The sequence below is a fragment of the Leptolyngbya sp. FACHB-321 genome (assembly GCF_014695975.1).
Classification (GTDB): Bacteria; Cyanobacteriota; Cyanobacteriia; order Leptolyngbyales; family Leptolyngbyaceae; genus Stenomitos.
In genome coordinates this window covers 78,521-103,942 of sequence record NZ_JACJPI010000061.1, presented here as the reverse complement: position 1 = coordinate 103,942, position 25,422 = coordinate 78,521, and the positions used below count along the sequence as shown (strand labels likewise).

General features: G+C 50.8%; 13 protein-coding genes. 4 read left to right on the top strand and 9 right to left on the bottom strand.

What is annotated here, in order from left to right; all coding sequences use genetic code 11:
* Window positions 1-160: 160 nt before the first annotated feature.
* The 4 genes from H6F76_RS15165 to H6F76_RS15150 all read right to left on the bottom strand — a co-directional run bounded on the left by H6F76_RS15165 (window position 161) and on the right by H6F76_RS15150 (window position 7,954).
* On the bottom strand, window positions 161-2,233 hold the full coding sequence (locus H6F76_RS15165; protein WP_190509425.1) for a serine/threonine-protein kinase: 2,073 nt from the start codon (window positions 2,231-2,233) through the stop codon (window positions 161-163).
* Between the two features lie 448 nt (window positions 2,234-2,681).
* Window positions 2,682-3,638 carry an RNA polymerase sigma factor, RpoD/SigA family gene (locus H6F76_RS15160; protein ID WP_190447237.1) on the bottom strand — a complete coding sequence of 319 codons (957 nt, stop codon included), beginning with the start codon at window positions 3,636-3,638 and terminating at the stop codon, window positions 2,682-2,684.
* A 582-nt stretch (window positions 3,639-4,220) separates the two neighbouring features.
* Window positions 4,221-7,463, bottom strand: coding sequence for a carbamoyl-phosphate synthase large subunit (carB, locus tag H6F76_RS15155; protein ID WP_190509423.1), 3,243 nt, complete (start codon window positions 7,461-7,463; stop codon window positions 4,221-4,223).
* Between the two features lie 98 nt (window positions 7,464-7,561).
* Complete coding sequence (locus H6F76_RS15150) at window positions 7,562-7,954, bottom strand: nuclear transport factor 2 family protein (protein ID WP_190509421.1); 393 nt, start codon at window positions 7,952-7,954, stop codon at window positions 7,562-7,564.
* Window positions 7,955-8,109: 155 nt separating this feature from the next.
* On the opposite strand from H6F76_RS15150, the gene cysE reads away from it, so the two are divergent.
* The 3 genes from cysE to H6F76_RS15135 all read left to right on the top strand — a co-directional run bounded on the left by cysE (window position 8,110) and on the right by H6F76_RS15135 (window position 17,918).
* Entirely contained in the window at window positions 8,110-8,934 is an 825-nt protein-coding gene (gene cysE / locus H6F76_RS15145; protein ID WP_190509419.1) for a serine O-acetyltransferase, read from the top strand.
* 371 nt (window positions 8,935-9,305) lie between these two features.
* On the top strand, window positions 9,306-14,285 hold the full coding sequence (locus H6F76_RS15140; protein ID WP_190509417.1) for a DUF4347 domain-containing protein: 4,980 nt from the start codon (window positions 9,306-9,308) through the stop codon (window positions 14,283-14,285).
* Window positions 14,286-15,014: 729 nt separating this feature from the next.
* Window positions 15,015-17,918 carry a DUF4347 domain-containing protein gene (locus H6F76_RS15135; protein ID WP_190509414.1) on the top strand — a complete coding sequence of 968 codons (2,904 nt, stop codon included), beginning with the start codon at window positions 15,015-15,017 and terminating at the stop codon, window positions 17,916-17,918.
* A 220-nt stretch (window positions 17,919-18,138) separates the two neighbouring features.
* Here the strand turns inward: H6F76_RS15135 and H6F76_RS15130 are convergent, their stop codons facing one another.
* The gene (locus tag H6F76_RS15130) at window positions 18,139-19,200 is read right to left on the bottom strand and encodes an aspartate carbamoyltransferase catalytic subunit (RefSeq protein ID WP_190509412.1); all 1,062 of its coding nucleotides are present in this window, start codon (window positions 19,198-19,200) and stop codon (window positions 18,139-18,141) included.
* 246 nt (window positions 19,201-19,446) lie between these two features.
* Entirely contained in the window at window positions 19,447-19,998 is a 552-nt protein-coding gene (locus tag H6F76_RS15125; RefSeq protein ID WP_190509410.1) for a peroxiredoxin, read from the bottom strand.
* A 180-nt stretch (window positions 19,999-20,178) separates the two neighbouring features.
* On the opposite strand from H6F76_RS15125, the gene H6F76_RS15120 reads away from it, so the two are divergent.
* Window positions 20,179-20,451 (top strand): hypothetical protein, encoded by a 273-nt coding sequence (locus H6F76_RS15120; protein ID WP_190446725.1) that lies wholly within the window; start codon window positions 20,179-20,181, stop codon window positions 20,449-20,451.
* Between the two features lie 161 nt (window positions 20,452-20,612).
* Here H6F76_RS15120 and H6F76_RS15115 read toward each other — a convergent pair whose 3' ends face one another.
* The 3 genes from H6F76_RS15115 to H6F76_RS15105 all read right to left on the bottom strand — a co-directional run bounded on the left by H6F76_RS15115 (window position 20,613) and on the right by H6F76_RS15105 (window position 25,362).
* Window positions 20,613-21,404, bottom strand: a complete 792-nt coding sequence (locus H6F76_RS15115) for a glutathione S-transferase family protein (protein WP_190509408.1) — start codon at window positions 21,402-21,404, stop codon at window positions 20,613-20,615.
* Between the two features lie 318 nt (window positions 21,405-21,722).
* Window positions 21,723-23,912: a DEAD/DEAH box helicase gene (locus H6F76_RS15110; protein ID WP_190509406.1), complete on the bottom strand. Its 2,190-nt coding sequence runs from the start codon at window positions 23,910-23,912 to the stop codon at window positions 21,723-21,725.
* Between the two features lie 121 nt (window positions 23,913-24,033).
* Window positions 24,034-25,362: an ATP-binding protein gene (locus H6F76_RS15105; RefSeq protein ID WP_190509404.1), complete on the bottom strand. Its 1,329-nt coding sequence runs from the start codon at window positions 25,360-25,362 to the stop codon at window positions 24,034-24,036.
* Window positions 25,363-25,422 lie beyond the last annotated feature (60 nt).

Below are 25,422 nucleotides of genomic sequence, written 5' to 3'. Positions count from 1 at the left end.
CACCCCTGCGCCTGAGATCGGGAAAGATCTCTCTAAAGGCGTAGATAGTCAAGCACATTTTGTAACAGCTAATACTGTTTGTCCAACCGTTTTAACCTGGGTAAAGAGGGGAAGTAAAGAAAAACTTAGCCTTTAGCATTCATCCCTTCTCTTTCATCCCTTACCCCAACTGCCATACTTTCACCTTGCTATCCGAGCTGCCACTAACCAAAAACTTGCCGTCTGCTGTGAGAGCAACCGCATTAACGGCACTGATATGTTCGGTTAAGCTGCCACTAAGAGTGCCTGTTTCCAGGTTCCAGAGCCGGATAGTTGTGTCGCTACTGCCACTGGCAAGGAGCTTACCATCGCCGCTCATAGCGATCGCGTTCACCGAGTCCATATGCCCTGCCAGGTTACGCACTACAGCACCTGCCGTCAGATCCCATACCTTAATGGTTTTATCTTTGCTGGCGCTAACAAGCGTTTTGCCATCTGGCGCAATCACGACTGCATTCACCGAGTTAAAGTGTCCATTCGGCAGTGTGCGAACTGGCTCATTCGTTTTCAGGCTCCAAAGCTTAATCTGGTTATCCAACCCACCGCTAACAAGAAACTGACCATTGGGGCTAAGAGCAACCGATCGCACCATACCGGCTAAACCAGAAAAGGCACGTAGCATTTCACCTGTAGCCAGATTCCACAGCCGCACTGTGCGGTCTTCACTACCGCTAGCAAGCAGTTGCCCGTCGGTGCTAATGACAACTGAGCTTACATCCCTGGTATGCCCGGTCAGCGAGCGCAGTAAATTACCACTTGCTAAGTGCCAGAGACGAACCGTGTCGTCATCACTGCCGCTAATTAACGTTTGAGCATCCGGGCTAATGCTTAAGCAATTAATGGGCTTGTGGTGCCCAGTCAGGGTTCGCAAGAGTTCGCCTGTAGAACGATCCCAGACTTTAATGCTGTCGTCTAAACCGCCACTGGCGATCGTGCTTCCATCGGCACTAATGGCAACGGCTGTCACCCAGCGAGAATGCCCAGTCAAGGTATGCAGGCAATGCCATTGTTGTGAACCTGATACAGGTTGCCTTGAGAGGGGTGCTTTAGAGACAGGCGCTCTAGAGACAGGCGGTTTGGAGGGTAGCGCACCTGCTGCATGGACTTGATTTGCACCAGGCTGACTCACGTTGGGTCGACTCAGGTTCGGCTGACCCACAGAAGGTTGAATAACAGAAGGTTGGCTAACAGGCGACCGGTTCGCAGACCGACTTGCGCTTGACGACGGAGAAGAGGCATTTGTCACCCCAGATGATCGAACGGCACCGCCAACTGAGCTAGCCACAAGCGGAGGACTAGACAGGGCAGTTCGTAGATCTTTCATGACAGCAGCAGCGGAGGGATAGCGTTCACTAACCAAATCCTTCAACATTTTGTCCAGGATTTGAGCGATCGGTTCGCTGATTGCCCGCCCTTTTTCGCGCAAGCGTTCTCGCCAAAGCCAGCGCCCCTCTAGCGGATCGTACAAATCTTCTGGTTTCACCTGAGTCATCAAAAACAGACAGGTAGCACCCAGACTATAAATATCGCTGGCAGGGTATGCTTTGCCGCTCCGCAGTTGTTCGATCGGTGCGTAGCCTTCGGTGCCAATCTTAGTGCCTGGTTGATTGCTGGCTTCAACAGACAGCAGTTTAGCAACGCCAAAGTCAATTAGCACCAGCTTGTTATCAAACTTGCGGCGAATGATGTTGGATGGGGTGATGTCCCGATGAATAACTTGATGATCATGGACAAATTTGAGAATGGGCAAGATGCCAGCCAGCACTTCACGAATGCGCTGCTCGATAAACACACCGTTCTGAGAAAGTTCTTGCAGTAGCGTATTGCCTTCAATAAACTGCTGCACCAGATAAAGGCGTTTGTCGTGCTCAAAATATGCTAACAGCGCTGGAATTTGAGGATGTTCGCCCAATTCATAGAGCCGCACTGCTTCTTGCTCAAAAAGTTTGACTGCCTTTTCAAGCGATTTTGTGCCTTGAATCTGGGGCGAAAATTGCTTGATAACACAGCGTGCTTTGAGTCGATCGTCGTCCAGCGCCAGATACGTTCTGCCAAAACCACCCTGTCCGATCGGTCGCATAACGCGGTAACGTCCCCGCAGCAGCACTGTCAGTTTTGTACCGCAACTGAGACAGAACTCGACATCGTCGGCATTTTGAGGCTGCTGGCAGTCTGGGTTAAGACAACAGGTCATACTTATGCACCAGGAACTTGTACTTTATTTTCCTCCATTCGCTGCGTTCTACACTATGAACGTCGCGCGATCGACAGGACTCGATGACACAATCATTCCCAGAGCTATCCTAAACTTGAACTGGAGCCACCTTGATCGCACTCAGTTATGAGCGTCACTTGAGATAGGAAACGACCACTATGCCTGAGTGAAGTACGCCCCACGGTGATCGTACGAGTAGTTATAGACTCCAGATGATTAGGAACGCTAAAAAGTCGATGTCAGGCTTTGCAACAGCATCCAAAGAAAATGTTTTAAGCCATAAAGTCTTTTGATTTGTAACGCTTTAGTAACTAATAGCTTGCCTAGTGAAGACCGCATCAGTCCCTATTACCCCTGACCATTCTCTTAAGCAAAACCATGAGAAAGGTCAGGAGTAAAGGCATGGTAGGACGTTTTGTTAACGCTACTAGCTCGCTAAGTACTCGCCGATCGCCGCTTTGCGCTTGCGTAGTTTGGTCAAGGCTTCACGTTCAATTTGGCGCACCCGTTCACGACTGATGCTGAGACGATCGCCAATCTTTGCCAGAGTAAGCGCCTGTCCATCTTCTAGCCCAAACCGAAGCGCTAACACTTCTCGCTGCTGAGGCGTTAGATCTGCCATTAGCGTCTCTAAGTCCGCACGCAACGACGATTGCAATGCAAAGTCTTCTGGTGAAGCGCCTGTGTCTTCCAGCAATTCGCCTAGCTCTGTATCCTGGTTGTCACCCACTCGCAGATCAAGGGAGAGGGGTTGGCGTGATCGCTCTAAATACTCTCGTACCTGGCGAGGAGTTAGCTCCAGTTCGCTGGCAAGTTCAGATGCAGTGGCAGCTCGTCCCAACTGTTGCGAAAGCTGACGCTGTGCTTTCTTAATCTTGTTGAGCTTTTCAGTGATATGGATCGGTAGGCGAATTGTGCGACCCTTCTCAGCGATCGCGCGCGTGATTGCCTGACGAATCCACCAGTAGGCGTAAGTTGAGAAGCGATAGCCCTTAGTGGGATCAAACTTTTCAACACCACGCTGCATCCCGATCGTGCCTTCCTGAATTAGATCCAGCAAGTCAACGTTGCGCTTGGTGTACTTTTTCGCAACTGAGACAACCAGACGCAGGTTTGCTTCGACCATCTTGCGTTTAGCGTTCTCGCCTTCGGCGATCGCGTGCTGTAGTTCAGCTTCAGAAAGATCGACTTTTTGAGTCCACTCAGTTAACGATGGCTCACGATCTAGCTGCTGAGTCAGCGTTTCTTTTACTTCGTATAGTGAGGATAAGCGCTGTACCTGTTTGCCATAGAGAATTTCTTGCTCATGAGTCAGCAGGGGAACACGACCAATTTCTCTTAAGTAAGCGCGTACCAAGTCGGTTGATGTTTGTGCAGTCTTCATAGCGCTATGGAAAAAACGACAGTGGATAGAGGCTGGAGTCAGCAGCCGGTACAACTATGCGAGAGGGTAGAAAAGATAAACGATGTTGAGCGGTCCCAGTCCGAACCGGACAGCCTTTGCTCTTTAACGTTAAGAGCAGGTTTTAAAGGTGATTGAGCGTAGGAGAAGGTTTCAAACAAGAGTGAAGCAGGGTCTTCACATACATGACTGCACTAAAGAATGAACAGGTCTTACACCACGAACTTCATATCAGAATTGCTGATGCAACGTATTAACAAATGTAACATTCATGAGAGAAGACGTATATACCTACGGACGTATTACTTTTAAGCTTGGCTAACTTGTACGATGCGGTGAGTGAGACAAGAGTACCTAGGATAGTGCTTTGTAACTGCATCCCATTAAACAAAATGCACTCCTAGAGCGCCCAACACAAGAAAAGTTCATCTTCTCTTAAGCACTTCAATGTTAAGAAGATTTAAGCTTCTTAATTAAATCGTTTGCTAGATAGACACAGAGATGTTTGCTGACGTACTAACTCAGCTAAGAGTTGCAATGGGGCTCCTAACTGAGTCAGTCGTGCTAATGGATGTAGTCCTGTAGTGCTTTCACAGATAGCGATTGGGACTGGAGCGATCGAATAGCGGCAGTCGTTGCTTTAGCCCCAGCGATCGTTGTCACGATCGGAATTTTGTAGGACAAAGCAGTGCGGCGAATCAAGCGACCATCTGCCTTGGCTTCTTCACCTGAGGGCGTGTTAATAATGAGTTGAATCTTCTCATTTTTAATCGCATCCATGACGTTCGGGCGACCTTCGTGCAACTTCAGCACTAGGTCAACAGTCACCCCGTGTTCGCGTAGCGCTTTGCGGGTGCCTTCAGTAGCGACAATATGGAAGCCAAGTTCCAGTAAGTCTTTGACAACAGTTACTACAGCCGCTTTGTCACGATCGCTGGTGGAAACAAAGACAGTGCCGCTCTGCGGTAAACGCTGCCCTGCTCCCAGTTCAGCTTTGGCAAAGGCAGTACCAAAGTTGTCATCAATGCCCATCACTTCGCCTGTAGAGCGCATTTCGGGACCGAGAATCGTGTCGGTGCCGGGAAACTTTTCAAAGGGCAGTACGGCTTCCTTGACAGCAATATGTTTGGGAATGACTTCTTCCGTGTAGCCTAGTTCTGCCAGAGATTTACCAGACATCACACGGGCTGCCATTTTTGCCAGGGGTACACCAATCGCCTTGGACACAAACGGCACAGTCCGGGACGCCCGAGGATTTGCTTCCAGAATGTAAACCTGTTCGCCCTGCACCGCGTACTGAATATTCATCAGCCCAACCACCTTTAGTGCCTTTGCCAGTGCTACCGTCCAGGTGCGAATTTGAGTTAACACAGTTTCACTCAGAAAAACAGACGGCAGTGAGCAAGCTGAGTCGCCTGAGTGAATCCCCGCTTCCTCAATATGTTCCATAATGCCGCCAATGACGACGTTACCTTCCTGGTCGGCGATCGCGTCTACATCCACCTCCACTGCATTTTCCAGGTACTTGTCAATAAGAATGGGATGATCAGGTTCCACCAAAACTGCTGCCGTCATGTAGCGCTGTAGCTCGGTATCGGAGTAAACGATTTCCATCCCGCGCCCGCCCAGCACGTAACTGGGACGCACAACAACAGGATAGTTAACGCGACGAGCAACTTCTAGCGATTCGCCATAGCTGCGGGCAAGTCCGTTAGCAGGTTGTTTAATATCGAGTTCGCGCAGAATTTTCTCAAAGCGCTCTCGGTCTTCAGCAATGTCGATCGCGTCAGGCGAGGTGCCCCAGATTTTGGTTGCAACAGAGCACTCCTCACTGCTCAGGTACTTTTGCAGGGGTACTGCCAGCTTCAGCGGCGTTTGTCCACCAAACTGGATAATTACCCCTTCAGGCTTTTCGGCTTCGATGATATTGAGGACATCTTCTTTTGTCAGCGGCTCAAAGTAGAGGCGATCGCTGGTGTCGTAGTCGGTCGAAACCGTTTCGGGGTTGGAGTTGACCATGATTGTCTCGAAGCCATCGTCGCCCAGGGAAAACGATGCATGACAGCAGCAGTAGTCAAACTCAATGCCCTGACCAATACGATTGGGACCACCGCCTAAAATCATCACCTTACGTCGGTCAGAGGGAAGAATTTCGTTTTCGCCCTCTTCGTAGGTGGAGTAATAGTAGGGCGTGAGTGCTTCAAATTCAGCCGCGCAGGTATCGACCGTTTTGTAAACAGGGATCACGTTCAGCGACTGGCGATAGGTGCGAACTTCGTCCTCAGTGGTTTTAGTAGCGAAAGCAATCTGACGATCGCTAAAGCCCTGCCGCTTGATGTCAAAAAGCTGCTCTTTGGTCAGACTGCTGAGGGCAGTGCGCTTCAGTCTTTTTTCGGTATCTAGCAGTGCATACAGCTTGTCTAGAAACCAGGGATCGATCGCCGTTAGCTCGTATACCTCATCGACCGTCATGCCAGCCTGAAAGGCATGGTGAATGGTGAAAATGCGCTCTGGATTTGGAGTCCGCAAGCCAGCGCGAATTTGCTCTAGACTCGGCACCTTGTCGTTGCGATCGCAGCCCCAGCCTGCTCGTCCCGTTTCCATGGAGCGCAGCGCTTTTTGAAATGATTCCTGAAACGTACGCCCGATCGCCATTGCCTCGCCCACAGATTTCATCTGAGTTGTGAGGGTCGACGTCGAGCCGGGAAATTTCTCGAAGGCAAAGCGGGGAATTTTGGTAACAACGTAGTCGATCGTGGGTTCAAAGCTGGCAGGCGTTTTCTTGGTGATGTCGTTGGGGATTTCGTCTAGCGTGTAGCCAACCGCAAGTTTTGCCGCCATTTTGGCGATCGGAAAACCTGTTGCTTTGGATGCCAGCGCGGAACTACGCGACACACGGGGGTTCATCTCAATCACCACCACATCGCCATTATCGGGATTGACGGAAAACTGGATGTTGGAGCCACCTGTTTCGACGCCAATTTCGCGGATGATTTTGATCGAGGCATCGCGTAAGCGCTGATATTCCTTGTCAGTTAAGGTTTGGGCTGGCGCAACGGTAATCGAGTCGCCAGTGTGAACGCCCATGGGATCAAGGTTTTCGATCGAGCAGATGATCACCACGTTATCTGCCAGATCACGCATGACTTCGAGTTCGTACTCCTTCCAGCCGAGCAGCGATTTTTCGATCAAGATCTGGGAAACTGGACTGGCATCAAGACCCGACTGCGAAATTTCTTCAAATTCTTCCTGGTTATAGGCAATACCACCACCCGAACCACCCATCGTAAAGGCAGGGCGGATGATCAAGGGATAGCTACCGATTTCATGCCCAATTTGTCGTGCTTCGTCTAATGTCGTGGCTAAGCCAGAGGGACAGACAGCCACACCAATTCGCGCCATCGCTTCTTTAAAGAGCTTTCGATCTTCTGCCATCTCGATCGCAGGCAATTTCGCCCCAATTAGCTCTACGCCATACTTTTCGAGTGTGCCATTTTTTGCGAGCGACACCGCCAGGTTGAGTGCGGTCTGTCCGCCCATTGTCGGTAGCAGGGCATCAGGGCGCTCTTTATCAATAATCTTCGCGACAATTTCTGGGGTTAGCGGCTCAATATAGGTGCGATCGGCCGTTTCCGGGTCAGTCATAATCGTCGCCGGATTGGAGTTTACCAAGACGACTTCATAACCCTCGTCCCGTAAAGCTTTGCAAGCTTGTGTGCCCGAATAGTCAAACTCGCAGGCTTGCCCAATCACAATGGGACCGGAGCCAATCAGCAGAATTTTGTGGAGATCGTTGCGACGTGGCATGGCGTTGTTGAGTCTAGGGCTAAAATCCCACTTATTGTAAAGGCTTTCTTCAATCTAGACGGTAGCCTTTTTTCTAATCCTAGAGTTTGTGATCTGCACTAGTTTGATTTACCATCGCTGCCAAAGTATTCTCGGTAGGCGCAAAGACGATCGCCCCGTACGTCAAACGAGACTGCCACTCGGTTTTTGTAGGGTTGCCCTAACAACAAGCCCTCATCCCGAAACTCAAACACAACGGTTGTTTCATTGCTAGTAACACGGTCAAGCGTGAGCGTCAGACCCTCACTGAAACTCTCTGAAACATACTGGAGGAAGGCGATCGCCCGCTCCTTGCCCACATTTAACCCGTGGTAAGGTCCGACAGGAAACCAGAACGTAAAATCATCGGAGAGCATATTGATAAACCCTTGCCACTCTCCAGTTGCCAACCCATGCTCGAAATGCCCAAACGCTTGATAAGCAACGTTTAATGGGTCTAAATGCTCGGTCATCAGTGACGGTGACGGTTAGGGTGAACGAGACATGAATCGCATGAGACACGTTCTGTTAAAGAGTATGCCATGTTGGCTACCACGACACTCGTTGATTCAAGTCATTCAGACGTTAAGATAGATAGTGATTTGTTCTGCCGCAGGGTTTGTCTCTCGTGCTAACTAACCTTCTTACCGATTTTCGCATTATCTTTGAGCGTGACCCGGCTGCTCGCAATTGGTTAGAGGTTTTGTTCTGCTATCCAGGCTTGCAGGCGCTAGTGTTTCACCGCTTTTCGCATGGGCTGCATCGGTTGGGCTTGCCGTTCTTTCCCCGTTTGCTTTCTCAACTAGCACGGTTTTTGACAGGCATTGAAATTCACCCTGGGGCACAGATTGGGCGAGGCGTTTTTATTGATCACGGCATGGGTGTTGTGATTGGGGAAACGGCGATTATTGGTAACTATGCGCTAATTTACCAGGGCGTGACTCTCGGTGGTACCGGGAAAGAGGGCGGTAAGCGGCATCCAACCTTAGGGGAGAATGTCGTGGTTGGCGCGGGTGCCAAAGTGCTGGGTAATATTCAAATTGGCGATCGCGTTCGCATTGGGGCAGGCTCAGTGGTACTACGGGCAGTCCCTTCAGATTGCACAGTCGTTGGCGTACCGGGTCGCATTGTGCATCGATCGGGCGAACGGGTTGATCCACTTGAGCATGGGCGCTTACCGGACTCCGAAGCACAGGTTATTCGCGCGCTAGTCGATCGCATTGAATCGCTAGAACAACAAATTCAACGCCTGCACACAAAGCAGCCTTTGAACGAATCGCGGGTGCTGGTTTCGGCAGTTGCTGCAACAGCTAATGGTGGCAGTAATGGTAGTACAAACGGCAACGGCTCGTATGTTGCTAACCAGCCTGAGGTGTCTGCTGAGGAGACTTCTCGTAGTTGCCGCATCCGTGACAAGGTAATCGAAGAATTTTTGGACGGTGCTGGCATCTAGGAAGAACAGCGCGACGTTGTTCCGACCATCCCCGTAATACTACTGCTGAAGCGATCAGGTTTCTTTCATGGTGGCTAGTTAGTTGTGAACTAACTAGCCACCATGAAAGTATTGCTGTGGTTTGTTTTTGGGTATGAAGGCGTAATCGTTGCTGCTAGATGGTAGGGACTTCGAAAGGTGGTTTTACCCACGTTATGAGTGATAAGGGACGCTCAAACCTGTGCGAGTCCCTTATCTATTAAAAGCGAGAGTGTAACTACTGTATAAGGCGTTACGGTTTTGGCAAATGACCGTAATTAAACGGATTCTACAAGTAGAGGAAAATCTCATGATCTACTTAATTCCGCCACCAGTCACCCTGGATTTTACCCATGCCTGCTCAAACTACTTCGTTGTCGGCTCTCTCCACGGCTGATTCTGCTCTTTCGATACCCTTGTTGCTTCAGCCTGAGGTCGGTGGGTTAGTTGACCCGCTAGGTGTGAATCGCCCGAATCAGTCAAGCCGATCGCTGCTGTTTGTGGATGGCGGGGTCGCAGATTATCAAACCCTGGTAGCAGGAGCGTCTTCGGGCACAGAAGTGCATATCCTGGACTCTAGCCAGGATGCCGTCACCCAAATTACGAATACGCTTCTAGGGCGAAACGGCATCTCTAGCCTTCACATCGTCTCCCACGGCGAAGCAGGCGGATTGGACTTTGGCACTGGCAAGCTGAACTTGAGCGACCTGCCGGAGTATGCCGCGCAGTTGCAGAGTTGGGGCAAGGCGCTAACAGATGATGCCGACATTTTGCTGTATGGCTGCAACGTGGCGCAGGGGGAACTAGGCAAAGCCTTTACCAGCATCCTCAGCCAGTTAACCGGAGCTGACGTTGCTGCGTCAGATGGTTTAACGGGGAATGTAATCCTTGGCGGCAATTGGGATCTGGAAGTTCATATAGGAAGTATTGAGTCTGCCCTAGTATTCAGTGCTGATAGCATACGGTCTTACCAAATGGTATTACCTATCTTTTTCAGTCAAAATTTTGATGCTGTTTCTGCTGGTACATTACCGTCTGGATGGACAGTTGCTAGTACTGGTGCAGTTCCAGTTTGGACAACAGTTAACTCAAGTAGTAGTTCAGCGCCCAATAGTGCCTTTACCACGGATTTCGGCTCCACCAGTACCAATTACCTGACTTCACCTGTCTTTAACCTGCCTTCAACGACCCCGTTGACCTTTGACCACCGTTATGGAACGGATGGTAGCTTTGACGGTGGCGTTTTAGATATTTCGATTAACGGTGGCGCTTTTACTGACATCCTGTCTGCTGGAGGCAGCTTTGTGCAGGGCGGCTATGTAGGAAATCTGAATGGGGCCGAAAGTAGTCCGTTTGGTATACGGCAAGCCTGGTTTGGGTCTTTAAGCACTTTTTCAACAGTTGTTGTTAACCTACCAGGTGCTGCCGTGGGTCAGAATATCCAATTGCGTTGGGGCTTTAGCGCCGGTTCTTTTGCCGGAGGACTCGGTTGGTTTATTGATAACATTATTGTCGGTTCCAACGCTCCGCCTACGCTTAGTAGTGGTGCTCCATTAACTTACATCGAGAACCAGGTAGCGAAAGCAATTGATCCCGCCATCACGCTCGACGATATAGACAACAACAACTTAGTGGGAGCTACCGTTCAACTCACCAGCGGCTACGTTAACGGTGAAGATTTGCTGGCGTTTACTGATCAACTGGGAATTACAGGCAGTTTTAATGCGATAACAGGTACCCTCGCTCTGACGGGAGACAGCACTCTAGCAAACTATCAAACTGCCTTGCGCACCATCACTTACCAGAACAACAGTGATAATCCCAGCACAGCTACCCGCATAGCTACCTTTACCGCCAATGATGGCAGTTTTAACAACAACTTTGGTACCACAACTCGTAACATCAGTATTACGGCTGTAAACGATGCACCCACTGTCATCGCTTCTGCCGCGATCGCTGTAACTGAAGATGTCACTACCACTCTCTCAGGCATTTCGTTCGCCGATCCAGATGCTGGCAACGGCATCGTAACTGCGACTTTAACCGTTGGTACTGGCACTCTGGGAGCAACCTCTGGTGGTGGCGTGACAGTCGGCGGTACAGCTACGAATCGCACACTCAGCGGCACTCTTGCAGCCATTAACAGCTTTATTACCGGTAACAACCTCACCTACATCACAGACTCGAATGCTACTGCCTCCCAAACACTCAGTGTCAGCATCAATGACAACAGCAGTACTGGCGGTGGGGCACTGTCTTCGGCTGTGACTAACGTGGCATTGAATGTAACAGCGGTAAACGATGCACCTACTGTTACGGCTCCGGCGGCGATCACTGTCATTGAAGACAGCGTTAGCGTACTAGCAGGTATTACGTTTGCTGATGTAGACGCAAGTAGCGGCAGTGTCACCGCCACCTTCACTGTTGGTGCAGGCACTCTGGCTGCGACTTCTGGAGGTGAAGTTACTGTAGGCGGCACTGCCACAAGCCGCACCATCAGCGGCACCATCACCGCTATCAACAGCTTCATTGCAGCTAACAGTCTCACTTACATTCCAGTCCCCGACTCTGTAGCGACTCAAACGCTGAGTGTCAGCATCAATGACAACGGTAATACAGGCACAGGTGGCTCCCTGCCTTCAGGCACGACAAACATTAGTCTCAACATAACTGCTGTAAATGATGCACCGTCATTTACCAAAGGCTCGGACCAGACCATTACAGCCGGAGCCGGGGAGCAAACGATCTCCAACTGGGCAACAGGCTTCAACCCCGGACCTGCTGACGAAGTGAGTCAAACCGTGCAGGCGTATGTCGTCACCGTAGACAACGCGGATATCTTTGCCGTCCCACCGACGATCGACAACGCTGGCAACCTCATCTACACACCTGCCACCAATCTCGCCACTGCCACGACCGCGACGATCAGCGTCAGTGTGCGTGACAGCGGTGGCACTACAAACGATGGTACTGACACCTCCGTTGTGCAAACCTTTACAATTACCGTCAAGCCCCAGCCCATAATCAGCATCACGTCTGTCAGCCAGAGCGAAGATACCACCCCAGGCCCCACTCCTCCTTATACCTTCACCGTCAGCCTGAACGACACCAGCACCCAGGAAGTGCGCGTGAACTATGCCACGGCTGACGGCACCGCCACGCTTGCAGATAATGACTATACAGCCGCATCTGGCACGCTCATCTTTGCCGCAGGTGAAACCAGCAAAACCTTCACTGTCAACGTCAACCCTGATGACAAGTATGAGAACACCGAAGCCTTCTTGGTGAATCTCTCAGATGCCATCAACGGCGTGATCGGTGCTGGCAGTAACAGCGTCAGCGGCACGATCGTTAACGATGACAGCATACCTGTGGCGAATATCATACCTACGCTCATCCAGGCTGAAGGCAACAGCGGTGCTACCGCTTATGGGTTCACAGTCACGCTCTCGAACTCCAGTTTTGAGGCGATCAACATCAACTACACGACTCAGGATGGCACGGCGACTGTTGCTGATGGCGACTACACCGCCGCTACGGGCACGGTCAACTTTGCCCCTGGTGAATATAGCAAAACCATCACGGTTAATGCCACGGGTGACACTAAATTTGAGCCTGATGAAACCTTCCAACTCTCTCTAACGGGCGCGGCGACTATTTCTGGTGCCGTTAATCTTGGCAGTACATCCACTGCTAGCAGCACCATCACCAATGATGACAGCCAGCCGACCATTAGTATTGGCAACGTCAGCCAGACCGAAGGCAACAGCGGCACGACTGCCTATAGCTTTACAGTCAGCCTTTCTAATGCCAGTACCCAAACCGTTGCCGTCAACTACACTACCGCTGATGGCACAGCTACAATGGCTGACAGTGACTATGTTGCTGCTACTGGCACCCTCAGCTTTGCCCCTGGTGAAACCAGCAAAACCATTACCGTACTAGTCAATGGTGACACCAAGTTTGAAGCAGATCAGACCTTTAGCGTCGCATTAAGCAATGCCAGCAATGGCACCCTTGCCAGCAATGGCGGTAGCCTTGGCAATAACATTGGCACTGGCACGATCGTCAATGAAGATACCCGCCCCACGATCAGCATCAACAGCGTTAGTCAAACTGAAGGCAACATTGGCACTACACCGTATGCCTTTACTGCCAGCCTTTCTAATGCCACCGATGAAACGGTCACCATCAGCTATGCGACTGCCAACGGTACCGCAACACTTGCAGACAATGACTATACAGCCACGTCTGGTGTCCTCACCTTTGCCCCCGGTACCACGAGCCAAACCATCACTGTGCTAGGCAAGGGCGACAGTCTCATTGAAGCCAACGAAACCTTCCTGGTCAATCTCACGGCTCTGACCAATGGAACGATCGCGACAGGTACAGGCACAGGCACGATCAATAATGATGATGCTGCCACACTCCTCTGGCGCAATGGCACCACGGGCACAGCTCCCACTGGCACGGGTGAGAACGTGGTCTGGCAACTAAAAGACTTCACACTCCAGAACAGCTACTACATGCCCACCGTGGCTGATTTGAACTGGCAGATTATCAGTACTGCCGACTTTGACCGTAATGGCTTTGCCGACATCGTGTGGCGCAACCAAGTGACGGGTGAGAATGCCCTGTGGCAAATGAACAGCACTGGCTACCAAACGGGCTACTTCCTCACCGCGGTTGCCGATGTGAACTGGCGCATCATGGATACGGGCGACTTCAATGCTGATGGCACGGCTGACCTCGTGTGGCGCAATCAGGTCACGGGTCAAAACGCTATTTGGCAGATGAATGGCTTTAGTATCCAAACGACTGCCTTCCTCACGACTGTAGCTGACGTGAACTGGCAAATTGTCAGTACCGCTGACTTTGACCGTGACGGGGCGACTGACCTCCTCTGGCGTAACCGAGCCACAGGCGAGAATGCCATCTGGCAGATGAATGGCTTGACGACCAAGAGCACCTTCTTCTTCACCCGCGTGGAGGATACCAACTGGCAAGTGGTTGACACCGCTGATATTGATGGGGACGGCACGGCTGACATCGTGTGGCGTAACCGTGCGACGGGACAGAATGCGCTTTGGCAGATGAACAGTACGGGTTTACAGAGTGGCTACTTTGTCACGGCTGTGCCGGATGTGAATTGGCAGCTCGTGGGTGTGGCTGATTTAGGCGGTGACCGGACACCGGAGTTCCTCTGGCACAACGCAGCGCTGGGGCAAACGGACATCTGGCAACTGAATGGCTTTAGCCCTAGCTATTTGCAGTCGTATCAGCTCCCTAGCGTACCGAGTGAGTGGCGCGTCAGACCGTTCGCAGTCGCATAAACCAACATTGCTCAGTTAATCGGTTAACCAGTATTCTATTCAATCGACGATCCTAATTCCTACGGGTTTAGCGATCGTGTTTCAACTAGGTTCAACACGTAATGGTGCAGATTCTGAGTGGCTTTCAACGCTACTCAGAATCTGCTGTTAAGGTCTTTGGTTACCAGGTTAATAGAAGAGCCTGTAAGAGCCTGTCTGGCAGATGCCAAGAGGTTACGACCAGGAACCAAGCGGCAAAATAGAAAGTCCGTGTCAGAGTAGGACAACTCTGCCTAACGAATTGACATATCTTAGAAGCGATTAAAACAGTTGTGCTTAACTGAAGGACTTGGTGACATAGCAGTTAGCGCTGAGGGACAGTTTGAGCTAGCAGCATATCGTGTCATGAAGATGCGAGATGTGACACTAAGTCTTTAGAACAGACTAAAGACTCATAGAGCCTAATTGTCCAACTTGCTCTGTAACATTACTGAAAAAATTGGTTTATCTTAAATTGTTCAGTCACTTCTCTAAGTGCCAATACGGAGTGTAAACTTTTTGTGAAAAATTATTTTGAGGGGTTTAAATGCAATGATTACTCTGCTTGCAAGGTAGGGCACAATCTTAGAGAACAAATTAAAGTGCAGACATACCGGATGATCTCTGTAAGCAAGTACGACTCCTTTGCTGTCGTCTAGCCTATATCGAAGTCTGGTGTTGTCCTGCACTCCATCTCTGGAGCGAAAAACGATGACCTTTGAGCTTCCTCGGTTGACAACAGCTTCTGCTGATGTGCTGTCTACCGCTAATCTTGCACCAGCGTTAGCTACAACCAGTTTGACAACTGTATTGCCAGCGTTAGGACAATCTAGCCAATCCCTCTTGTTTGTTGATGGGGCGGTAGCTGACTATCAGCAGTTGATAGCGGGGGTATCTCCGGGCACCGAAGTCTATGTATTAAACTCTACCCAGGATGCCGTTACTCAAATTACTAATACACTGCTGGGACGCAGCAACGTCTCTAGCCTACAGATTGTTTCTCATGGTGAAGTAGGTGGACTAAACTTTGGCAGTGGCGTACTGAACTTGACAGACTTGCCTCAGTACGCGGCGCAGATTCAATCGTGGAGTCAGGCGCTGACAAATGATGCCGATATTTTGCTTTATGGCTGCAATACGGCGCAGGGCGAACTGGGCGAGGCGTTTGTCTCCATTCTGAGCCAGTTAACAGGAGCAGATGTTGCGGCATCGAATGACTTGACTGGAAGTAGCGCCGTAGGTGGTAACTGGAACCTGGAAGTGTCCACAGGGGAAATTGAATCTTCTTTTGCCTTACAGAATACAGCCCTGGAAAGCTACGAGAACGTTCTAGCCCTGATTGTTGATACAACTTCAGCCTGGAATCCTCGTACTTCAGTCAATCCTTTCGGGGAGGATGGTTCAGCCACCTATGGGCAGGTCTTCACTGTACCCTTTGGAGAAACAACTGTAACCTCTTTCACCTTTTACTTGAACGATACAACTGCAGCGCCAATCAAATTCGGTGCTTACATCATGGCTTGGGACGGAGCAGGAGCAAGACCAACAGGACCCGTACTTTACGAGAGTCCTCAGCGAGCCACTACAGGACAACCTGATTTTGAGGAGTTCAAATTTACCACCGGTGGTACTAATGTCGTTGCAAATTCGCAATATGTTGCTTTTTTGAGTGTTACAGAATACTTGGATGCTGCACCTGACTTTGATTCTGGTAGCATGGGCAGTGTTGCACCCACTACTTACCCTGGTGGAAACCTTGTTTATAGCAACAGCAGAAGTTTTGGTGAATTAATCACGACAGCACCTTGGTTGACAACCCTTAATGTAGATGCTGCTTTCAATCTTCAATTCGGTGTTTTTAGCGATCCTCCTATCGTCACCCTTCCTGGTGCGCCCCTCGCCTACACTGAAAACGGTCCTGCGGCGCCGATTGACCCTACCGCTACTGTAAGGGATGATGATTCTCCCAACCTAAACACAGGTACTCTGACAGCAAACCTCTCCAACACGGCAACGGCTGACGATCGCCTCACCATTTTGAATCAGGGCAGTGCACCCGGTCAAATTGGTGTTTCTGGTAACACCGTGACCTACGGAGGTACTACTATTGGCACCTTTACTGGTGGTGTCGGTACAACACCGTTAGTTGTCACCTTTAATAACGCCTCCACCCCAGTTGCCGCCCAAGCACTACTCCAAAGGGTTGCTTATAGCAATGTCTCAGATGCACCTTCAACCACCAATCGTACGGTCAGTTTTGTGGTAGCGGATGGTGCGAATGGCATCAGTACGGCTGTCAACAAAACGATTACGGTCGCTGCGGTCAACGACGCACCCACTGTTACCGCTCCCCCTAGCGCAACCATCCTTAAGAATACTGCCAGTGCCATTAGTGGTATCACGTTTGCCGATGATGGGGCTGCTGATAGCACCCTCACTGCCACCTTTAGCGTTGCGGCAGGAACCCTTGCTGCTGTCACTGGTAACGGAGTCACTGTTGGCGGTACAGCTACAAACCTTACCCTGGCAGGTACCCTAGCAGCCATCAACAGCTTTATTACTGGTAATAATCTCACCTACAGAGCAAGCCTGAACAATACTACAGCCCAGACGTTGAGTGTTAACATCACTGACAATGGTAATCCTGGTGCTGGTGCACCACTGTCTTCAGCTTTAACAAGCATTACGCTGAATATAGCAGATGCAAACCTGCTGTGGCGTAATGGCACCACGGGCACAGCTCCCACTGGCACGGGTGAGAACGTGGTCTGGCAACTAAAAGACTTCACACTCCAGAACAGCTACTACATGCCCACCGTGGCTGATTTGAACTGGCAGATTATCAGTACTGCCGACTTTGACCGTAATGGCTTTGCCGACATCGTGTGGCGCAACCAAGTGACGGGTGAGAATGCCCTGTGGCAAATGAACAGCACTGGCTACCAAACGGGCTACTTCCTCACCGCGGTTGCCGATGTGAACTGGCGCATCATGGATACGGGCGACTTCAATGCTGATGGCACGGCTGACCTCGTGTGGCGCAATCAGGTCACGGGTCAAAACGCTATTTGGCAGATGAATGGCTTTAGTATCCAAACGACTGCCTTCCTCACGACTGTAGCTGACGTGAACTGGCAAATTGTCAGTACCGCTGACTTTGACCGTGACGGGGCGACTGACCTCCTCTGGCGTAACCGAGCCACAGGCGAGAATGCCATCTGGCAGATGAATGGCTTGACGACCAAGAGCACCTTCTTCTTCACCCGCGTGGAGGATACCAACTGGCAAGTGGTTGACACCGCTGATATTGATGGGGACGGCACGGCTGACATCGTGTGGCGTAACCGTGCGACGGGACAGAATGCGCTTTGGCAGATGAACAGTACGGGTTTACAGAGTGGCTACTTTGTCACGGCTGTGCCGGATGTGAATTGGCAGCTCGTGGGTGTGGCTGATTTAGGCGGTGACCGGACACCGGAGTTCCTCTGGCACAACGCAGCGCTGGGGCAAACGGACATCTGGCAACTGAATGGCTTTAGCCCTAGCTATTTGCAGTCGTATCAGCTCCCTAGCGTACCGAGTGAGTGGCGCGTCAGACCGTTCGCAGTCGCATAAACCAACATTGCTCAGTTAACTGGCATTTAAGTGCTGTGTCTCTGAGTGTCATACAACGGATTAAGGTAGGTGAGGCGATCGCGATCGCCTCACCTACCTTATTTTTGTACCCTAGAGACAACAAGTGACAGCAGGGCAATGTACTGGGTCTGAAAAGTCAGTCAGTAGCTTTCATATTTTGTAAAGCGAGGGGTGAACTCACACCACTCCAAAATGGTCTCTAAACCTTGCTGCTACCCATAAGGTAGAGTAGCGCCATCCGTACTGCGACACCGCTAGTGACTTGTTGTGAAATGAGGCTGAACTGGGGATCATCCATTAGGTCAGAGCTGATTTCGACACCACGATTAACGGGACCGGGATGGAGCAGTTTCACATCAGGATTACAGAGCTTCAGACGATCGCGCGTAATGCCAAACTGCTGGTGATATTCCCGCAAGCTAGGCAACAGATGGCTAGTCATGCGCTCTTTTTGCAGCCGCAGCGTCATCACAAAATCAGCATTACGGAGAGCGGGTTCTAACGACCAATGGAGGAAGAGCTTGCGGGAAAAAGCTAAAGGATTAAGGCTGGAAGATGAATCAGGCTGCTTACTGCTAGCCTTAAGCCCTAAGCCTTCATCCGTAGGCTCCTTGACAAAGTCCGCAAAGAGTTGTGGTACTAATGTTGGTGGTCCTGCTAAATGCACTTCGGCACCGCTAGCAGTAAGACTCCAAAGGTTAGAGCGGGCGACACGGGAGTGCAGAATATCGCCAACGATCGCAATTTTCTTGTCTTTTAGCAAGGACAACTGCGGTTGATTCGGATCTAGAAGTGTGGTGATGGTAAAGAGGTCTAAAAGCGCTTGTGATGGATGCTCATGCTGCCCATCACCCGCATTCAGTACACCAACTTTAACGCCGAGCCGATCCATTTCGTTGGCGATCGCCTGAGGTACTCCAGCTTCGCGGTGACGAATTACCATCATATCGGTGCCCATTGCCAGATAGGTTTTGGCAGTATCCAGAATTGTTTCGCCTTTTGTGAGGGACGAGGAGCCGGGCGCAAAGTTGAGGGTATCGGCAGAAAGACGCTTGGCGGCTAGCTCAAAGCTGCTCCGCGTGCGGGTAGACGATTCAAAAAACAGATTGGCAACGACCTGTCCTTGCAGCGTAGGCACCTTTTTTGTCCGGCGCGACAGCACCTCGCGAAAGCTGTTGGCAGTTTGCAGTACAGTATCGTACTCGTCGGGAGTAAAATCTGCCAGAGAGAGAACGTGATGCCGATTCCAGGTGTCAGTCATAAGCGGGAACAGAGGATGTGACGGCGATCAAAAGTACGATCGCCCAAATGGGTTGAAGCCTTGCACCCGTCATTGTGGTACATCCACAGCACTTCGGTAAGCAAGGCACTCACCTTAAATTACATCCTTTAGACTTCTCACTCGATCGCAGCCATCAGGTTAAACTTGCGGTCGCTTGAGTTTTTAGCAGGACTATGGCTCATAAACCCGCTCAAGCGCTCCGATTTCTGCATGATGTAGCAATTTCTAGGCGTTTGCCTGAAGCTCATCGAGTTTTGCCAGCACCTCAGTACTATGAATCGCTGGATTGACCCCAGTGAACGTTGCACGGAGAATGCCTTCTGGATCAATGACATACGTGTGACGCAGGGCGACGATGCCCATCCATGACCCATAGCGTTTGCTGACAGAGCCATCTGTATCAGCCAGGAGCGGAAATTTTAGCCCTTCAGAATCGCAGAATTCGGCGTGAGAATCAACTGAGTCGGCACTGATGCCAAGAATTTGGGTATTGCGATCGTTATATTTCGGCAAATCTTGCTGAAACCGACGTGCTTCCAGTGTGCAGCTAGAGGTAAAATCTTTGGGATAAAAGTAGACCACAACCCATTTACCCTTATAGTCAGCCAGAGAAACCGTGCCATCGCCTGTATTGGTAGAGAGAGTAAAGGCGGGCGCGGCTTCATTAAGAGGAGGCTGTGAACCGCCCATTGCAGACGCTGCCATCGCTGAACTGAAGGTGGCAAAAGCAGCTAGACAAACTGTAAGCATCAGCTTGAGAAAACCACGACGAGACATGAGCGTTTTGCCTGAATCACTGCTTCATAAGAGTTTACAATAGTTGCACCAATGGCGATCGACCTACTGCCTGAGCTTTTGCAAGAAGTAAACATTCGACCAAGCAGCCCGAATGCTTAAAGAATCCGGAGCCTTTAAACTCTTTAAGGGAGTAACGTTTAACTGACGTTTGACTAATCGATGCAGTACATCAAACCACTGTTAGGGATAGGACTGATCGCGATCGCTCTCTATGTAGGCTTTGTGGGCATCTCGCCCTGGATAATTCTGCTTGTAGGAATAGTATTTACAGCCGCTTACATTCAAGACAAATGGTTTCTGTGGCATGACCTGTTTCAACGGCGCGATCGAGCCTTCTATCAATCGCTGCTGATCACATACTTGATCCAGGTTGTTGTGGTTGCCATTCTCTACCTGTTAGGTCTTGGCATTGGACGTTTGATAGGGCTGTAGTTTACCGCCTAAAAAAGGACATACCTTCAATAGTCAGCCCCATCAGCCCTAAGTGTGATTCATAGCCTCAAGCTTGGGAAGCTTTGGCACCGGGTAATAACGTTGGATAAACACCAGATTCAAGTAAGTCGATCGCCCGTTCAGCCAGCGCTGTTAAACACTTAATCAATGTTGATGGCATTGGGCGAGCGCGCTGAAGACGAGGAGCCAACGAGCGGTTTACGGTACTCAGCATATAGGCGATCACGCCAGCTAAAGAACGGCTCAAATGTACCAACATCGGCAATACCTGGTACGCCTTTACCTTTCAAAGCGTCAGGAATTTCGAGAAAGTCTCCCGTTGGAAACTTCAGGTACATACTCATCCCAGCCACAGCAAAATCTGCAAGTGTGGGGTGGTCAGTCACTAGGTAAGGCTGATCGTGCAAAAGAAAGCAGAGCGATGCTAGATCACGTTTGATCGCTTCAGTTGCTGTTTTGATTGCATCGGGTCCGAAGCCAACGCCCTGTCCCAAAATGCTCAAAAACTCTCCTGGAACCGCACCGACTAAACTCCTGACTACATCTGGGACGGAGCTAGGCAAAAGGGCAGCGCGAAAGCTCTGATCCTGGTTCAGCGCGCCAATCAGCACTTTGCGAGCATTCAAGCCGATCGACTCATCTGCCCATTGTTCCATTAACAGCGTTAAGCCACGGAGTTTTGGTTCGGTAGGAATGATGGGGCGATCGGGGTACTGCCGTTCTAAATACTCGGCGATCGCGGTTGAATCAGCAATAATCTGGCTACCGTCTTGCAATACAGGTACTTGCCGCTGCCCAGACAAACGGTACAAATCGATCTGACCAATGCCGGGTGTGACTTCCACCTTGCGGTACGCCAACCCCTTATAGTCGAGGATTAGCCGCACCTTCTCAACATAGTGGGATAGTTCAAACTGGTGTAGCTCTAACATTGCGGATCTCCTGTGGGGCTTTCGAGAAGCAGCTTGCGGTTTCAGCGACGAAACACTTGGGCTGGTTAACAGCTTTGTAAAGCTATCGTAATTTTCTTCCAAAGCCCAGGACAATACAATCTGCTGAAGGTCTCATCTAGTAGCTGGTCAAGCCCTTTAAAGGCTCTAGAGTCTGTACCGTTCACAGAGCGATCGCAATTTTATCTCTAAGCGGTTTTGCAGACTCTCTGGACTAGAGGCAATTGTCTCAGTTGGTGCACAAGCACCAGACAGCATTGGGAATCTGATCGCGCAGTTCCAGTTGTGCTGCAATGCTGGCTACCAATCGTTGATAAGGCTTCCCAGGGCTGTGACATCTAGTTGGTCGCTTGCAAACGCTCGACGCAGGAGATCGGTCGGTATGAATTCGTCATATTTTTGCAGTTTGGGTGCCTCTTCTTCGCCTAGTAGCTCGATCGCGCTGAGCCGACGATCGTTCAGAGATTTAAGTTCGTGATACAGGCTAACGGTGCTGCATTTGCCCATATTGACGACCAGAAAATAGGGCGATCGTCCCACTACACCTTTGATCTTGAGTGCATCGCGGCAATGGAGACGCAAAAAACGTTCTAGGGTGCGAACTGCGATCGTGCCAGCCCAGGGCAAAATGCAGCAGGCATTCCCTTCCAGAGGAAAGAGGTGACTGCTCTCTAATCCTTCTTTCTGAGCGAGTTTGCGTGCTGCGGCTAACCGAGCTTTGGCACCAGGCTGAAGATAGAGGTATTCAGTCTCTTCTAGTAACGCCTGTCGCATTCGTTGCAGCACACGGGTATGGATGTTGCCGCTGCTGCCGCGCCAGGAAACGGTAGAAACGCCGAGCGCAGGCTTCACCTGAAGCACCTTACGGCTGCTGTTTACTTCAGTCACTTCCCAGGTGCGTCCAGCGAGGGAAAGGCGATCGCCAACGGCTGGCGGCACAACAACCGTACCCAGTTCAATGCCGTCACTCCATACGGCGTAATCTTCCGTGTCGGGGAAGATCGCGTAAAACTTGAAGCTTTTCACAATCCGTTCGGCGGTTAGCCCGATAATCAGTCCGTTTTCCTTAGTGCGCTGGATGTGGTCAAGCTCAATCAGATGGCGCAGCACCTGGCGGAAATCATCCTGAGTGATGGCACGAAAGGGCGGCAAGGTCAGGACGCGCTGCGCCAGGGCTGCGGGAGAGAGTTCACCCAACGCAACTAGAGTGCTCATCGTTTGCTGATACAGGAGGCTAAAGGGATAGTGCAGTGGGGCGATCGGCTCAATCCACTTCTCTTCTAAATAAAGCTGAATGACGGCGATGCACTGAAGCAACTGCCAGGGAATGAGTTCGGGGAGCGATTCACCACCCGTCGGCTTGTCTTCAGCGCAAACAAACCGCATATCGGCAGGGCTACCCCGCCGACCCGATCGCCCCAATCGTTGTAGAAAACTGGCAACCGAGGGTGGTGCTTCAAGTTGAATCACGCGATCGAGCTGCCCCAGATCAATCCCCATCTCAAAGGTGACGGTTGCCGCTGTCACGGTAGGACTAGTCGGATCGCGCATGGCGTTTTCTGCTGCTTCCCTTAGCGGTGCCGCAATGCTGCCGTGATGAACGTGATAGATGTCGGGAGATCCTTTAGCCTGGGCAATTTGTCGCAGTGAGGCGATAACGTTTTCGGTTTCAGACCGTCCGTTGGCAAAGATCAGGCATTTGCGACCCTGGCTTTGCTCAAAAAGGTGACGCTGATACGGGCTAAAAGCTTCATCTCGTGTATCACCGCGTGCCCGCACAACAAGACTGGCTGTGTGGAAGTGCTCTAGCGCCAGTTGAATTTTACGTGGCACTGCTGGCAGATGGGGTGTGGTGACAAGACGATCGGTGCCTGCTCGCAACCAGTCTTCTGCCATACCGTAATCGCCTAGCGTGGCAGATAGCCCAATCCGTCGTGGCTGGTTTTGCGTAATCTGAGCCAGACGAGACAACTGGCAAAGAATTTGCGCCCCACGATCGGAGCCGATAAACGCATGAATTTCGTCAATAATGATAAAGTGCAAGTCACCAAACAGCCGATCGAGTTCGGTACTCTTGTTGATTAACAAGCTTTCTAATGATTCGGGCGTAATTTGAAGAATGCCTCTAGGCTGCCGAAGCACTTGCTTTTTCCGGCTTTGGGCAATATCACCATGCCATGCCGAAACCGGAATATCCGCTTGCTTCAGAAGATCGGAGAGGCGATCGAACTGATCATTAATCAGCGCTTTGATCGGTCCAATGTAAATGGCACCGATACTGGTCGGTGGGTCATCATGCAACAGCGTCAGCACAGGCAAAAAGGCGGCTTCGGTCTTGCCAGAAGCGGTACCGGCTGCAATCAACAGATGCGCGTCAGTTTCAAAGATGACGCGACACGCCTCAAGCTGCACGGGGCGCAGATCAGCCCAGCCCTGATTGTAGATATAGGCTTGAATAAAGGGCGCAAGACGGTGATAGGAGGAAGACATAGCAATTACAAGAAAGGCTCTGGTTTAAAAAGCTCATTCTAAGCTCAGAGTCATGTGACTAAGCCTGGTTATGACTAAGCCCGAGCCTCTTTACGCACAAAGCGTCTTGAGTTTGCACGCTTTAAACCGTAAATTCAGCAAACTCACTGGTTTCGTCGATCGACACATCTTTATGCGCTTTCGATGGCTGAAAACTGGCACTGTGTACAATCTGATTGAGTGTCATTTGCGGGTTCTGCTGCAAGATATTTAACACCCCAATGAAATCGCGCACGACTTCGCCCGGTGTCAGGAGAGTTTCTGCACCCACGCGATTAGTGACGGCTCCTAGAAAATCCTGAAGCTCTCGTTGGGTAAGCTGCGGCTGGCTGGTATGATGAGCCGCATAAATTTCCGTCAGGCGTTGCAGTAGTTGTAGAATATCTTCTTTCGTAAGCGGTTCTAGCCAAATAGCAGGACCCGACATATCCTGAACGCCAGCTTTGACAAAACGACTTTTGGCAGTACGACGCTGCCAAGCTGGATCGCTGTAAAGCCCTCGACGTGGATCTTCCAGCAATTGCGGTGTGCCGCCGATCACTGTGCCCAGGTGACCAACTCGCCCCTGCATGGCATCGTTAAACATTGCCAGCAACTTGTCGTAGTTATTCTGACGGGCGATCGTTGTGTTGATTTTGTACAAATGAATGGCTTCATCCAGAAAGATGAGCAAGCCTTTATAACCCAAATCTGACACGAATCGAGCTACGAGCTTGATGTAGTCGTACCAGGTTTCGTCATCAATAATCACCCGTACGCCTAAAGCCGCCCGCGCTTCCGTTTTGGTCGCAAACTCGCCCCGCAACCAACGGAGTGCCGCTGTTTTCTTGGTGTCATCATCCGTGCGATAGCCCGACCAGTAGGCAATAATGACGTTGGCGAATTCAAAGCCATTCACTAAATCAGCGACATCTTTGACCACTTCGCGAATTTTTGCTTCGACCTGACTGTCAAACCCATCGTCGTTTGGTTTTTTGCCCGTTTCTTGAGCTACCTGCGTCTGTATACCGGCAATCCAACGCTCTAGAATAATCGTCAGTGCGCCACCATCGGGTCTACTTTTCGTTGCCAAGTTGTGCATTAGCTCACGGTACGTAGCAAGACTGGCACCATTGCTGCCTGCCAAACGACGTTCTGGAGTAAGGTCGGCGTCGGCAACGACAAAGCCTTGTTCCATCGCGTGATTGCGAAGCAACTGGAGAGTGAAGCTCTTACCTGCGCCATAGCGCCCCACCACAAAACGAAAGGCTGCTCCACCCCCTGCAATATTGTCAAGGTCTTGCAAAAGTGCCTGTATCTCCCGTTCGCGCCCCACAGCGATGTGTTCTAGCCCAACCCGTGGCACAACACCAGCACTGAGGGCATTAATCAGCGCAGTCGAGACTCGTTTGGAAAGTTTGGGGGGTGACATGGGCGTTTATTTAGTTCATTCGTACCCGGTTCATGTGTACCAGGGCGATCGCATTATTCA